Below are 13,549 nucleotides of genomic sequence, written 5' to 3'. Positions count from 1 at the left end.
CAGCGTAACCGACGGCCACCACCGGGACGCACGGAAGAGTCGACGGTAGACCCACCCCGATTTATCCGGAGCGCCTTTCCATTCCTGTCAGGAGGTGAGCGGCGGTCGGCCGGAGCCCGGTCCGCCGCGATCCGCCCCCGGAGCCCGACGAGCCCGCTCGTGTGCGACCGACGACCCGGCCGCACCCCCCGGGAGCCGGTCAGTGACCGGGGCCCGGCCCGGCTCCCGGGGGGTGCGGCTCGGCCGCGTGGTCCCGGGGGGCCTCGGGCAGGTGGGGCCGCTCCTTCCGGGAACCGCTGACCTCGGCGGTCAGCTCGGACACCAGAGCGACCAGATCGGTCGGACGGTCCGGCCCCCACCAGTCGCCCAGCATCTCGGAGAGCGAGTCCTCCCGGGCCCGGGAGAGCCGTACGACCGCTTCCGCGCCCGGCTCGGTGAGCACCAGCTGCACTCCCTCGCGGCGTGCGAATCCGTGTTCCTCCACCTGCCGGGAGGCGTCGTTGATGACCTTCAGCGGCAGCGGGGTGACGTCCGCGAGCCGGGCGGGTTCGACCGCCCCGTGCCGCTTGATGCGCAGCAGCAGCCAACTGGCGGCGGGCAGAAGGTCGTACCCGGCCCGAGCGGTGATCTTCTCGTAGATCTCGCGGCGCCCCTCGCGGGTGGCGAGCACGGAGAGCGCGCGGGCGCATTCGTCGTAGGAGGAGCGTTCGACCGGGTTCGACGCCAGGGTCTCGGTGGTGTCGGGCGCGGTCACCGAGCCGCGCAGCTTGTCCTCCTTGAGGAACCACGCGACGACGAAGGCGATCAGCACGACCGGGGCCGCGTAGAGGAAGACGTCGGTGATCGAGGACGCGAACGCGTCGAGGACCGAGGGGCGGAGGTCGGCGGGGAGCCGCCCGATGGACCGGGGGTCGGCGGCCAGTTTTCCGGCGTCGACGCCGGGGGGCAGCGCCCGGCCGCTGAGCGCGTCCGCCAGCCGGTCGTTGAGCAGGCTGGTGAAGATGGTGCCGAAGATGGCGACCCCGAAGGACGCGCCGATGGACCGGAAGAACGTGGCTCCGGAGGTGGCGACGCCCAGGTCCTCGTAGGGGACGGCGTTCTGCACGACCAGCACCAGGACCTGCATCACCAGGCCGAGCCCCGCGCCGAAGACGAAGAAGTAGGCGCTCATCTCCCAGGTGGAGCTGTTCACGTCGAGCCGGTGCAGGAGCAGCAGTCCGATCGCGGTGATGGCGGTACCCAGGAGCGGGAAGACCTTCCACCGGCCGGTACGGCTGACGATCTGCCCGGAGCCGGTCGAGGTGAGCAGCAGTCCCAGCACCATGGGCAGCATGTGCACGCCGGACATGGTCGGGGTGATGCCCTGCACGACCTGGAGGAAGGTCGGCAGGTAGGTCATCGCGCCGAACATGGCGAAGCCGATGACGAAGCTGATGAGGGCGACGAGGCTGAAGGTCCTGATCCGGAAGAGTTTCAGCGGCAGTACGGGTTCGGCCGCGCGCCGCTCCACGGCCACGAACGCGACCAGCAGCACCACGGCGAGGACGGCGAGCCCGATGATCTGCGCGGAGCCCCACTCCCACGTCGTACCGCCCAGGGAGGCCACCAGGACCAGGCAGGTCGCGGCGGCAGCGATGAGGAAGGTGCCCAGGTAGTCGATGGTGTGTTTGGTCCGCTTGACCGGGATGTGCAGGACGGCGGCGATGACGATCAGGGCGACGGCGCCGATCGGGAGGTTGATGTAGAACACCCAGCGCCAGGAGAGGTGTTCGGTGAAGAGGCCGCCCAGCAGCGGGCCGAGCACGCTGGTCACGCCGAAGACGGCCCCGAACAGGCCCTGGTACTTGCCGCGTTCCCGGGGCGGCACGATGTCCCCGACGATGGCCATGGAGAGCACCATCAGCCCGCCGCCGCCGAGTCCCTGGAGAGCGCGGAAGCCGATCAGCTGTGGCATGTTCTGCGCGAGGCCGCAGAGGGCGGAGCCGATCAGGAAGATGACGATGGCGGTCTGGAAGAGCCTTTTGCGTCCGTACTGGTCGCCGAGCTTGCCCCAGAGCGGGGTGGCCGCCGTCGCCGCCAGCATGTAGGCGGTGACCACCCAGGAGAGGTGCTCCAGCCCACCGAGGTCACTGACGATCGTGGGGAGTGCCGTGGAGACGATCGTCTGGTCGAGTGCGGCGAGCAGCATGCCGAGCAGCAGCGCGCCGATGGCCACCAGGATCGTCCGGGTGGACCGCCCTTCCCCGGGCGCGAGTGGCGGACTCGACTGCTGGGCCATGGACGTCTCCTCGGATCTCCGGGTACACACCATCCTTACCTCTATGTCCGCTTACGGCCTGCTGAGCGGTGGCACCGCGTCGAACGCGCGCTCGGCGACCTGCATAATCCAAGACAATTCAATGGGGAGGGGACCCACGATGACGGGACAGACGTGCCCGAACTGCGGCGGCCTGCGCGACAGCAGACAGCCGGGACCCGGGCCGGGCGCGATACCCGCGTGCGGATGCGCCACCGCGGGCCCGGGAGCGGCACCGGCCCCGGCGGGGGCGAGCGCCGGGAACACCACGGGATCCGGTGACCGCAAGGCCGCCGGAAAGGCCGCCGAGATCGCCGCGGCCGAGGACTTCGACCCGCTGCGGATCAGGCCGTACGTGACGCTGCCGAACGCCGAGGGGTCAGCGCGGGGCGCCGGAGCGGAGGCCGGTGGGGCGACCGGCCCGGCGGCCCCACCCGTCGCCACGGCGGCCGTCGAGGGCGCGGGTCCGGCCGCGGCCGGCGCACCCACAGCGGCCGCCGGGACCCCCGGGGAGCCCCTCGCAGAAAGTACGGGCGCGGGAGGTACGGGGCCCGTCGGAGGTGCGGGGGGCCCTGGGGCCGCCGACTCGACGATGCGACTGCCTGCGGTACCCCCGGTGGCACGGGGGCCGGTCCAGCCGGCCGGACCGATGCCCCCGGCCGCGTCCGCGTCCGGGTACGGCTCCGGGTCCGGGTACGGCTCCGGGTCCGGGTCCGGGCCTGCGGGTGGGGGCCGGGCGGACAGGGCCGACCCCGTCCAGCCCCGCCGCAAGCGTCCGTTCGTCGCGCTGGGGGTGGCGGCGGCCGTCGTCGCGATGCTCGGGACCGCCTCGGTCCTCGGCGGTGTCTTCGACGGGGACGATGCCGCCCGGCAGGAGAGCCTGCCGGACGCCCCGGCGAGCGTTCCCGACGTGACCGCCGACGCGACGGACGCCCCGGCCACTCCGTCCTCCTCCGCGTCCGCGTCCGCGTCCGCCTCCGCCACTGCCTCGCCCTCCGCCACGGCCACGTCGGCCTCCCCGTCCGACTCGGCCTCGGCCTCCCCCTCGGCCGGCGTGAGCGCGTCGCCGACCGCTTCCGCCGGGATGCCCTCGCCCACGCCGAGCAATCCGACCTCCGCCCCGCCCGTCGCGGCGGCACCACCGGCGACGACCGCGCCGCCGGCCGGGACCACCCTGCAGCGCGGCGACTACGGACCGGAGGTCGCCGAACTGCAGACCCGGCTGCGGGAGGCACGGCTCTTCTACGGCCCGATCGACTCCGACTACACGGACCGGGTCCAGATGGCCGTCTCCACGTACCAGGCGATCCATGGCATCCAGGGCGACCCTTCGGGCGTGTACGGACCCCACACCCGCAGCGTGCTGGAGGCGGCCACGACCGGGAAGAGCAGGCACTGAACAACCGCACGGGGCGGGCGAGCGGCTGCCCGCCGGGTGGACGGTGGGGCCGATCCGGAATTGGCATTCCGCGGCACGTTTTTGTATCGTGAAGAAACAAAGTGGCTTCGCCCGCATTCCCTGACCGGCGGGCGGGGCTGCTCTTGTTCTTCGTGCGCCGCACGTCCTCGCGCCCGTGGCGCACGCGTCCCCTATGCACGGTCCCGTGCTCTGGAGTTCGCTCATGCAGGCCACCGTTCTCGCCGCCAAGGCCCTCCTCCTCGACATGGACGGGACCCTGGTCAACTCCGACGCCGTCGTGGAGCGCTGCTGGCGCCGATGGGCCGTACAGCACGGGCTCGACCCGGAGGCCGCGCTCAAGGTGGTCCACGGCCGGCAGGGCTACGCCACGATGGCGATCCTCCTCCCGGACCGCCCCATGGAGGAGAACCACGCGGACAACCGCGTGATGCTGGCCGAGGAGACCGCCGACACCGACGGAGTCGTACCGGTCGGTGGCGCTCCGGCGTTCATGGCCGCGATCGCCGGACTCCCGCACGCACTGGTGACCTCGGCCGACGCGACTCTCGCCGCCACCCGGATGGCGGCGGCCTCACTGCCGCTACCGGTGGTGCGCATCACCGCCGAGAGCGTCGGCGCCAGCAAGCCTGACCCGGAGGGCTTCCTCAAGGGCGCGGCCGATCTCGGCTTCGCCCCGGCCGACTGCGTCGTCTTCGAGGACTCCGAGGCGGGGATCGCCGCCGGCCGGGCGGCAGGCATGCGCGTCGTGGGCGTGGGCCCGCGAGCGGCGGCCCTCTCCCCGGACGCCCACGTCGACGACCTGACCCAGGTCCGCGTGGAGTCGCTGCCCGACGGATCGCTGAAGCTGCACATCCGCGAAGACCACTGACCCACCGGGCGTACGCCCCACCCACCCGAACCACCAAAAGCCCGCCGGCGCGCCCATGGCCCCGGCGGGCTTTTCGGCGCGCCCGGACCTCGGCCTCCAGCCCTCTCCACGCCGCTCCGCATCCTCCACCGGACCACCCGGCCACTCCCACGAGCCCCTGATGGCACGCCAGTTCCCCTGTCCGGGCTCTTGATGTGACGTGCTCATGTCGTCACGCTGTTACCTGGTGCCCACCCCGCAGCAACCTGGCGCCGCGACGATGACTGGGCTCACCCCCGACCCCTGGTCAATGCCCCCTGCATCAGAGGAGTTCGCATGTCCAAGTTCTACGCGCGTCGCATAGCCGTGGTGGCCGCCTCCGCCGCACTCGCCGCCACCACCGCACTGCTCACCGCGCCGTCCGCCCAGGCCGCCATGCCCACCCCGGTCAGCGCCGCCACCGCCCGTACGTACCTGGGCCAGTTGACGGTCGCGGCGGCGGGCTCGACCAGCGGTTACAGCCGCGACCTGTTCCCGCACTGGATCACCCAGTCCGGCGCCTGCGACACCCGCGAGACCGTGCTGAAGCGCGACGGCAGTTCGGTCGTCACAAACACCAGCTGTTCGGCCACGAGCGGCAGTTGGTACTCGCAGTACGACGGCGCGACCTGGACCGCCGCCTCCGATCTCGACATCGACCACATGGTTCCGCTGGCCGAGGCCTGGCGTTCGGGCGCCAGCGGCTGGACGACCGCCCAGCGCCAGGCGTTCGCCAACGACCTGACGCGCCCCCAGCTGATCGCCGTGACGGACAACGTCAACCAGTCCAAGGGCGACAAGGACCCCGCCAACTGGCTCCCGTCCCGGGCCGCTTACGTCTGCACCTACGTGCGGGCCTGGGTGCAGGTGAAGTACTACTACAAGCTCACCGTCGACTCCGCGGAGAAGACCGCGCTGACGACGACCCTGAACGGCTGCTGACCCGCCGGGCGCGGGCCGGGCACCCCGACCGGACCGACCGGACCGCGCCCCCCGCCGACCGTTCCGCCGGCCCGCACCGCACGGCCGTCCGCACCGCCCCGCACCGCCCGCTCCGGAGCCCGCTCCTCGAGCCCACCGCCGCCCCCCTTCGGAGCGCCCCGCCGACCCCTTCCGTACGGGGCCACCGTTCCGTACGGCCGCGTCGTTCCGTACGGTACGGAGAAAGATCCGTGTGCGACGGCGCGAGGAGGGCACAGATGGCCGGGCTCCGGCTGGGACCGCTGCTTCGGTACGTGGACCACGCGTCCGGGACCACCGCGACCGTCTGGGTCGAGGCGGACCGGCCGTGCACCGTCACGGTGCGCTGCGAGGACGGGGCGTCCGGAAGCTCGGCGACGTTCGCCGTGTGCGGACACCACTACGCCCTGGTGGTGGTGGACGGGCTGACACCGGGCACGACCACGCCGTACGAGGTGCTGATCGACGACCGGTGCGTGTGGCCCCCGGCCGACTCCCCGTTCCCGCCCAGCACGATCACCACTCCCGTACCCGGCGAGGAGGCGTCGCGGGTACCGCTGCGCATCGCCTTCGGCTCGTGCCGCTGGGCCGCTCCGCCCGGTGGTGGCAGCCCCTTCTCGCCGGGCTCCCCGCTGCGCCCGCCGGGCGACGACCCCATCGGTCCGGACGCGCTCGACGCCCTCGCCTCACGGCTGGCGTCCGACCCCACCGCCGTACGCCCGGACGTCCTGCTGCTCCTCGGCGACCAGATCTACGCGGACGAGACCTCCGAGGCCACCCGGCGGCTGATCGCCGAGCGGCGCGATCTGAAGGAACCGCCGGGGGCGGAAGTCGCGGACTACGCGGAGTACACCCACCTCTACGACGAGTCCTGGCGCGACCCCGAGGTGCGCTGGCTGCTCTCCACCGTTCCCAGCTGCATGATCTTCGACGATCACGACGTCGTGGACGACTGGAACACCAGCGAGTCCTGGCAGACGGACATGCGGGCCACCTCCTGGTGGCACGAGCGGATCGTCAGCGGCCTGATGTCGTACTGGGTCTACCAGCACCTCGGCAACCTCTCCCCCGCCGAACTGCAAGCCGACCCCCTGTACGCGCAGATACGGTCCGTCCCGGACGGCACCGAGGCGCTTCGCCGATTCGCGGCCACCGCCGACGCGGAACCGTCCGGGGTGCGCTGGAGTTACCGCCGCGATTTCGGGCGGGTCCGGGTCCTCGTGGTGGACAGCCGCGCCGCCCGGGTCCTGGGCGAGCAGGACCGGGCGATGCTCGACCCCGAGGAGGCGCAGTGGTTCCGCGAGGCGGCGCTGGACGCGCCCGGCTCCTACGACCACCTCCTGATCGGGACCTCGCTGCCGTGGCTGCTCCCGCCGCTGATACACGACGCCGAGGCGTGGGACGCGGCGCTCTGCCGGGGCGTGCGGGGCGGGCCGGACGGCCGGTGGGCCCGGTTCGGTGAGAAGCTGCGCCGCGGGGCGGACCTGGAGCACTGGGCCGCCTTCCCCCAGTCGTTCCGGGAGCTGACGGAACTGGTGCGGGAGGCCGGCAGCGGTCCGCACGCGCCGGCGACCGTGTGCGTGCTCTCCGGCGACGTCCACCACGCCTACGTCGCCGAGCCCCGGTGGGCCGATGAGGGGCCGGAGGCCCGGGTGTTCCAGCTGACCTGCTCGCCGGTCCACAACTCGATTCCCGCCCTGATGAGGGTGGGCTTCCGGTTCGGCTGGAGCGGCGCCGGGAAGTGGCTGGGCTCCCTGCTGGCCCGCCACGGACGCTGCCCGGAACCCCCGGTGCGGTGGCGGCGGGCGGGTGGTCCCTGGTTCGGGAACCAGCTGATGACGCTCACCCTGAGCGGTCGGAGCGCGCGGCTGGAACTGGTGAGGGCGAGGAAGACGGGTGACTCCACCGGGTCGGCGGGTTCGGGAGCGGGGAGCAGCACGGAGAGGTCCGGGAAGCCTGCGGCCTCGCCGGAGAGCGTCTCGCTGGAAACGACCATGGAACGCTCGCTGACCGAGGGGTCGTGACCCGGGGCGTCACCCCAGGTCGCGGCCCCCTGCGGTGTACGTGAGCTGCACTACACCGTCCTCCCCCCGGCGACGCGCGGGTGAGCCGCAGGCGTACGCTGTACAGCTGGCCCTGCCGCTCCTGCCGCTCCCCTGCGACGTCGCGGCGTTGACACGAACCGGGGAGTAGGAAGTGTTGGAGAGTGTGGGTGCGCTGACCAGCAGCCCATGGGTCTACCTCGTGGTGGGCCTCTCGGTGCTCCTGGACGTGTTCCTCCCCGTCCTTCCCAGCGGTGTCCTGGTGATCACCGCGGCCACCGCCGCCGCAGCGGGTTCGACCACGGTCGCGGGCGCGCACGGCGCGGTCACCCACGCGGTGCCGTCCCTGTTCTTCCTCGTGCTGAGCGCGGCCGCCGCCTCGGTCCTCGGCGACCTCGTCGCGTACCGCCTCGCCTGGCGGGGCGGCGAACGACTGGACCGGGCCATCGCCCGCTCCCGGCGCCTCACCTCGGCGCAGGAACGCCTCGGCGCGGCGCTCAACCGCGGCGGCGGGGCGCTCGTCGTGATCGCCCGGTTCGCCCCGGCGGGCCGGTCGGTGGTCTCCCTGGGCGCGGGCGCGGCGCACCGGAAGGTGAAGGAGTTCCTGCCCTGGTCTGCCGTGGCGGGTGTCGCCTGGGCCGGATACAGCGTCGGACTGGGCTACTTCGGCGGCCAGTGGCTGGGCGCGACCTGGTTCGGCACCGCCCTCTCCGTGCTCGCACTCTTCGTCGCGGGCGGCCTCGCCGCGTTCGTGATGCGCCGCCCGGCCGCCGCTGCCCAGCAGGCACTGACCGGGGCCGCCGCCTCGGCGTCCTCGTCTCCGGCCGGCCTCACCCCTGCTCCCTGAGCGAACCGTCGGCCCCGGACTGCTGAGCCCCGGACTGCTGAGCCCCGGACTGCTGAGCCCCGGACTGCTGAGCCCTTGAGTGCTGAGCCCTTGACTGCTGAGTCCCGGACGACCCGCGCACCGTCGGGACACCGAGGCATGGAAACGTCGGGGCGTCCGTCATGCCTGCGCGGCGGTGTGGGCGTGGGCGCCCCGCACCTCCAAGCCTTCGAGAAGCCGGTGCGTGGCGGCTGTGATCTCTTCCACGGCCCGGTCGAACACCTCCTGGTTGTGAGCGGCAGGGGCACGGAAGCCGGACACCTTGCGTACGAACTGCAGGGCGGCGGCTCTCATGTCCTCTTCGGTGGCCTCCTCGGGGAGGGCCGGCGGGCGGAGCGTCTTGATGGAGCGGCACATGCCTCCAGTGTGACCCCCACCACTGACAGGAGCTCCGGTTCCGGGCGCCGCCCGCCCGGCGGGGGCCGGAAGACGCCCTCAGATCACCGCCCCGCGGCGGTCCGTGCAGAGGGCCCAGATGACCACCGCATCGATGCCGATGGAGATGAGTGCGGTGATGGGCGCGTAGGGCAGCCAGAGGAAGTTCGCGATCAAATTGATGGCGGCCAGCACCACACCCGTTCCGCGTGCCCACCCCGCACCCTTGAGGATGCCGAAACCGACGATGACGAGGATCACCCCGAGAATCAGGTGGATCCACCCCCACGCGGTCAGGTCGAACTTGAAGACGTAGTGGTTGATGCGCGCGAAGACGTCGTCGGTGGCGATGCCCGAGATCCCCTTGACGATGCCGAGGACACCGTCCACGAGCAGCAGCACACCCGCGAACATCGTTCCGGCAGCGGCCCAGTGGCCACCCGGGTCCCGGCCCTTCCCGGACCCGCCCGGCCGGCCTGCGGGCCGACCGGCGTGCCCCGCTCCCCCCACTCCGTCCGTCGTTTCCCGCGATCCTCCGGGGGTGGATGCCGACTGCGTCATGGACAACTCCTTCGTGTGGCGGAACGCATGCGGTGACCGTTCCGTTGGGGAGTACGGGAGTAAGGGAGTGGCGTGATCCGAATCGGGAAACCAGTGGTCAGGTCGGGGCGACCACGGTGACGATGTGCCCCTGTGCGTCCACGGTCAGAACTGCTCGCTCGACCTTGTTGACCAGGGTCAGCACCAGCCAGACCGGAGCCCAGAGGAAGCAGGTGAACACCGTCAGGAAGGCGTGCAGCACGTGGTTGACGGGCTGTCCCCTGACGAGGACGGCCTGCGCCCAGGAACGCGACTCCACCCGCCAGCCGTCGGCGATCCGCTGGGTCACGGCCCAGTCGAGAACGAGGCCGCGCTGGGCGTCGTCGGGCGGAGTGGCCTGCGGGGTGTAGTAGCCGGGAGGCGGTTCGATCGACGTCCGCGCCCGCGCCGTACGGTGGAGCTTCACGGGCTCACCTCCAGGTGTCGAGGTCGCCGCCTCGCCACTCGATCAGATCGGGCTGATCGAGGTCGGCTCCCTCCCCGTCCGGTACGAGTCCGGCCGTGCGGAGAAGTGCGGCCACCTCTCCCCGCCCGTGGGCCAGCCCCACGATCCGCCCGTGCACCGTCACTCTCCGCGCGCCGTTCGACGACGGCGGAAAGACGATCACGGGCGGGTGTACAGCCATGCGTCTACGGTGCCCCGCACTCGCCGGGCGCGCATCCCGACGGCGGCCACCCGCCCCGATCGCCGCGCACCGCCCCCGCGCCGGAGCGCCCTACGCCCCGGCTGCGTTCGAGCTCCCTGGATCGCCCGGGACACGTGCAGCAGCCGGGACGCATGCAGCCGCCGGGGCGCACCCGTCCACAGGGGCGACCCGGCTTCGGCGCACCACCGGGCCGTGACGGCGCGACGCCTGCGCACAGCGAGGCCGAGGAGACGGCGGGCGGGCGGGTGGGGGCGGCAGGACGGGCACGGGCACAGGGGCGGCGACAGGCACAGGGGTGGGGACGGGCACAGGCACAGGGGTGGGGACGGGCACAGGCACAGGGGTGGGGACGGGGACGGCGGGGCGCCGCCGGTCAGGCCGCCTTGGCCATGTCGGCGTGCATCGCGGAAGCCCACTCGACCAACAGACGTTGATACGTCGCTTCGCCCTCCGGCGACAGCCGTCCGCCCGAACACTGCCACAGAGCGCGGATGTCCGCGTTCACCGCGTCAGGTGAGCGCACGGGAGCAGGCGCTGGAGGAAAAGTGGACATGCGTACAGATTACGGCGCCGAACTGACAACCGAGTCCACGGCATCGAGCGCCAGGGTCCACGGAAACGCCTCGGGCCTCCCTTCGCCAGGCCGGTTGGGCTCGAATCCGCCGGGTCCGAAGAGCACGTTCACGCCCGCCTCGCGGAGGGTCTCCAGGGACCTCTCGAACTGCGGATGCCGCACGTAGGCGGCGTTCGCGCAGGGCATGGCCACGATCGGTATGTCCTTGCCGGCACCTTCGGCCACCACTCCGACGACGAAGGTCGAAGTGATACCGAGGGCCCACTGGTTGAGCGTGTTGAAGGTGACGGGCGCGACGAGAATCACATCCGGCGGGGGCCAGACGTCCGGATCTCCGGGCATCTTGTACTCGGATCGCACCGGACGTCCGGTGGCCTCTTCCAGCGCGGGCAGTTGGGGCGCCAGCCACCGCGCGGCCGTCGGGGTGAGGCCCAGACAGACGTCCCACCTACGCGCTTGCGCATCTCGCACGACACGTAATACGTCGAAAACCGGAGGGGCGGCAGAACAGAACAGGTGCAGAGTCGTCATGCCACCCATACCACCCCGCACTCGCGCCCAGATGCAACCACCCCCGGAACGAGTGGTGTCGAGGCCGATGACACCCGCGCCCGGAGTGGGCACGAGTACCTTCCGGTGACTCGTGTAGAAACGGAGAACGCATGCCCAGCCAGGTCGGCGAGCACACCGGCACCCGCATCAAGGAGCAGCGCAGGCTGGCGCGGTTGACACAACGTCAACTGGCCGCACGGCTGCCCTACTCGTACAGCCTGTTGAACCAGGTCGAGTGCGGTGCCAAACCGGCGAACCTCGACTTCGTGGCCGCGGTGGCCCAGGTGCTGCGGATCGACGTGTCGGTGCTGACGGGCCAGCCGTACGTCACCGAGCTCCAGCAGGACCGGCTGACCGAGTTGATAAGGCCCATCCGTGAGGCGCTGGACCTGTACGACCTGGGCGCCGACGAAGCGATTCCGGAGCGCTCCCCCGAGCAGTTGATCGAGGCCGCGCAGCACCTCTGCGTACTGGTCCGGGCCACGCATCTGCGTAACGCGGCCCGGAAACTGCCGTCGACGATCACCGAACTGACCACTGCCGCCTGGCGATCGGGGTCCTCGGAGCTGTGGCAGGCGCTGGCCTCGACGTACCGTACGGCGCACGACGTGAGCGTGAAGCTCGGCTACTACGACCTGTCCGCCGTGGCGCTGGACCGGATGGACTGGGCCGCCCGGCGCGCCTCCGACCCGTGCCTGTCGGCGATCCGCCAGTACATGCGCGCGCTGGTGTACTTCCGGGAGGGCGAGTACCGGATCGGGCAGCGGCTGATCACCTCGGGGCACGCGATCGTGTCCTCCGCCGGCAAGGACCGGGAGTCGCTCGCCGTACGGGGTCAACTCCACCTCGGCGCCTCGGTGATCGCGGCCCGCGCGGAGCAGCAGAACCTGGTGGACGAACACATCGCGGAGGCCACCCGCTGCGCGGAGCGCACCGGCGAGGCGACCAGGATCCACTGGCTCTCCTTCGGCCCGACCAACGTGGCGATGCACCGCATGTCGGCGGCGATCGAGATGCGGCAGTACGACGACGCCCTGATCCAGGCCCAGGGGATCACGCTGCCGGCCGGGCTCGCCACCTCGCGGCGCGCGCACTTCCTCATCGACCGGGCCCGCTGCGAGATGGAGACCGGCCGCACCGAAGCGGCCCTCGGCTCCCTCGCCGACGCCCGCCACGCCGCCCCGGAGCAGACCCGCTACCACCCGGGCGCCCGGGAGACGATCAAGGGCCTGGTGCACCTCTCGCGCCGCACCCCGGATTCGCTGGGCCACATGGCCACCTGGATCGGCCTCTGACCGCCCGGCACCCCTCGCCCCTCCGTCACTGCGCGTGTGAGCGCGCTCACGGAAGTGTGAGCGTTCCGGCTCCTGCGGCCCGGCATGCTGACGACGCCTGATCCATGACGACGCGACGTATGACGACACGGGGATGCCATGACTGTGAGGAATCTGCCGCCTGTATCTGAGCTGACCGAACAACAACAACGGGGGTGGTCGTGCGTCTGGTGCGCGGCCCACCTGTCGACGGGCACCGCCCTCAACCTGGGCGAACAGCGCCACGAACCCGCCTTCGGCTCACCGTACTGGTGGTTCCCCCGCGCCTGCCCGGACGCCCGCGCCTGCGCGAAGCGCGAGGGCATCAGCGACCACCGCTGAACGGTGTCCCGCACCCCCTGGCGGGACACCCCGCACCCTCGGCGCCCGTTACGCACGAGCCCCTCCGCGGCCGGGACGTTCCCCCACGCCCCGGCCTCCTCCCCCGCACGCCTGCCACTCCCCCTTGAGCGGCCCTACCCCTGCTTCCGCAGCTTCCGCAACGCCGCCCTCGCCTCCGCCTGTTTGCGCCGCGCCACCCCGTACGGCGACCAGGCCCCCTGGTGCAGAGGACACCGCGAGGTCCCCGTCATCGCCTCCTTCGCGCACCGGGTCCTGCGCTGCGTCAAGGCCCCGCATCTGGTCTGCGCCATCCGTACCCACCCCTTCGTCGTCCCACGATCACCGTCACCCCCGTTTGCCGTCGCACCCCTGCCCCCGATCAGGCTTCCCGCGCCTTCAACGGTGCCCGAGGCAACTGCCCCGGCGGCAGGCGCACATGCCCCCGGCAGAGGCGCGCCCGCTCACTGCCGGTGCGCGCGGGGCGCAGTGGGGTGCGCGGGTGGGATGCGGTGCTCGTCGCAGGTGTGCGCCCGTCGTGCGCCGCCGCCTTCTTGGTTCCGCGGAACTGCGCCGCGAGGATCGGTTTCTCATCTGTCACCACCACGAACCCCTGCCAGTGAGCACCGCCTGACCGAGGGCCGGTCGCGGGACCTACG

13 protein-coding genes are annotated in these 13,549 nt (G+C 72.0%); 7 read left to right on the top strand and 6 right to left on the bottom strand.

What is annotated here, in order from left to right:
- Window positions 1-199: 199 nt before the first annotated feature.
- The gene (locus ACFYPN_RS00610) at window positions 200-2,278 is read right to left on the bottom strand and encodes an MDR family MFS transporter (RefSeq protein ID WP_358758629.1); all 2,079 of its coding nucleotides are present in this window, start codon (window positions 2,276-2,278) and stop codon (window positions 200-202) included.
- Between the two features lie 139 nt (window positions 2,279-2,417).
- Here ACFYPN_RS00610 and ACFYPN_RS00605 point away from each other — a divergent pair, with 139 nt between their 5' ends.
- From ACFYPN_RS00605 to ACFYPN_RS00585, 5 genes are all read left to right on the top strand, one after another.
- A complete protein-coding gene (locus ACFYPN_RS00605; protein ID WP_389296321.1) occupies window positions 2,418-3,695 on the top strand; it encodes a peptidoglycan-binding protein in 1,278 nt (425 codons plus the stop codon).
- Between the two features lie 223 nt (window positions 3,696-3,918).
- Window positions 3,919-4,584 (top strand): HAD-IA family hydrolase, encoded by a 666-nt coding sequence (locus tag ACFYPN_RS00600; protein WP_389296320.1) that lies wholly within the window; start codon window positions 3,919-3,921, stop codon window positions 4,582-4,584.
- A gap of 315 nt (window positions 4,585-4,899) precedes the next feature.
- Window positions 4,900-5,544 carry an HNH endonuclease family protein gene (locus tag ACFYPN_RS00595; protein WP_358758626.1) on the top strand — a complete coding sequence of 215 codons (645 nt, stop codon included), beginning with the start codon at window positions 4,900-4,902 and terminating at the stop codon, window positions 5,542-5,544.
- 257 nt (window positions 5,545-5,801) lie between these two features.
- Window positions 5,802-7,586 carry an alkaline phosphatase D family protein gene (locus tag ACFYPN_RS00590; protein ID WP_389296319.1) on the top strand — a complete coding sequence of 595 codons (1,785 nt, stop codon included), beginning with the start codon at window positions 5,802-5,804 and terminating at the stop codon, window positions 7,584-7,586.
- Window positions 7,587-7,758: 172 nt separating this feature from the next.
- Window positions 7,759-8,451: a VTT domain-containing protein gene (locus tag ACFYPN_RS00585; RefSeq protein WP_358758622.1), complete on the top strand. Its 693-nt coding sequence runs from the start codon at window positions 7,759-7,761 to the stop codon at window positions 8,449-8,451.
- Window positions 8,452-8,610: 159 nt separating this feature from the next.
- Here the strand turns inward: ACFYPN_RS00585 and ACFYPN_RS00580 are convergent, their stop codons facing one another.
- The 5 genes from ACFYPN_RS00580 to ACFYPN_RS00560 all read right to left on the bottom strand — a co-directional run bounded on the left by ACFYPN_RS00580 (window position 8,611) and on the right by ACFYPN_RS00560 (window position 11,217).
- On the bottom strand, window positions 8,611-8,847 hold the full coding sequence (locus ACFYPN_RS00580; protein ID WP_358758620.1) for a DUF2277 domain-containing protein: 237 nt from the start codon (window positions 8,845-8,847) through the stop codon (window positions 8,611-8,613).
- 78 nt (window positions 8,848-8,925) lie between these two features.
- Window positions 8,926-9,279 (bottom strand): hypothetical protein, encoded by a 354-nt coding sequence (locus tag ACFYPN_RS00575; protein WP_358758748.1) that lies wholly within the window; start codon window positions 9,277-9,279, stop codon window positions 8,926-8,928.
- A gap of 244 nt (window positions 9,280-9,523) precedes the next feature.
- Window positions 9,524-9,871, bottom strand: coding sequence for a hypothetical protein (locus tag ACFYPN_RS00570; RefSeq protein WP_358758619.1), 348 nt, complete (start codon window positions 9,869-9,871; stop codon window positions 9,524-9,526).
- Window positions 9,872-9,875: 4 nt separating this feature from the next.
- Window positions 9,876-10,091, bottom strand: a complete 216-nt coding sequence (locus ACFYPN_RS00565) for a hypothetical protein (protein WP_266703803.1) — start codon at window positions 10,089-10,091, stop codon at window positions 9,876-9,878.
- A gap of 583 nt (window positions 10,092-10,674) precedes the next feature.
- Entirely contained in the window at window positions 10,675-11,217 is a 543-nt protein-coding gene (locus tag ACFYPN_RS00560) for a flavoprotein (RefSeq protein WP_389296318.1), read from the bottom strand.
- 131 nt (window positions 11,218-11,348) lie between these two features.
- On the opposite strand from ACFYPN_RS00560, the gene ACFYPN_RS00555 reads away from it, so the two are divergent.
- Window positions 11,349-12,533 (top strand): helix-turn-helix transcriptional regulator, encoded by a 1,185-nt coding sequence (locus ACFYPN_RS00555; protein WP_358758613.1) that lies wholly within the window; start codon window positions 11,349-11,351, stop codon window positions 12,531-12,533.
- A 138-nt stretch (window positions 12,534-12,671) separates the two neighbouring features.
- Window positions 12,672-12,893 (top strand): hypothetical protein, encoded by a 222-nt coding sequence (locus tag ACFYPN_RS00550; RefSeq protein WP_358758611.1) that lies wholly within the window; start codon window positions 12,672-12,674, stop codon window positions 12,891-12,893.
- Window positions 12,894-13,549: the final 656 nt, after the last annotated feature.

The sequence above is a fragment of the Streptomyces sp. NPDC005576 genome (assembly GCF_042871745.1).
Lineage (GTDB): Bacteria > Actinomycetota > Actinomycetes > Streptomycetales > Streptomycetaceae > Streptomyces.
Note: the sequence above shows the minus strand (reverse complement) of the source record. Positions and strands in the feature narration are given on the sequence as shown.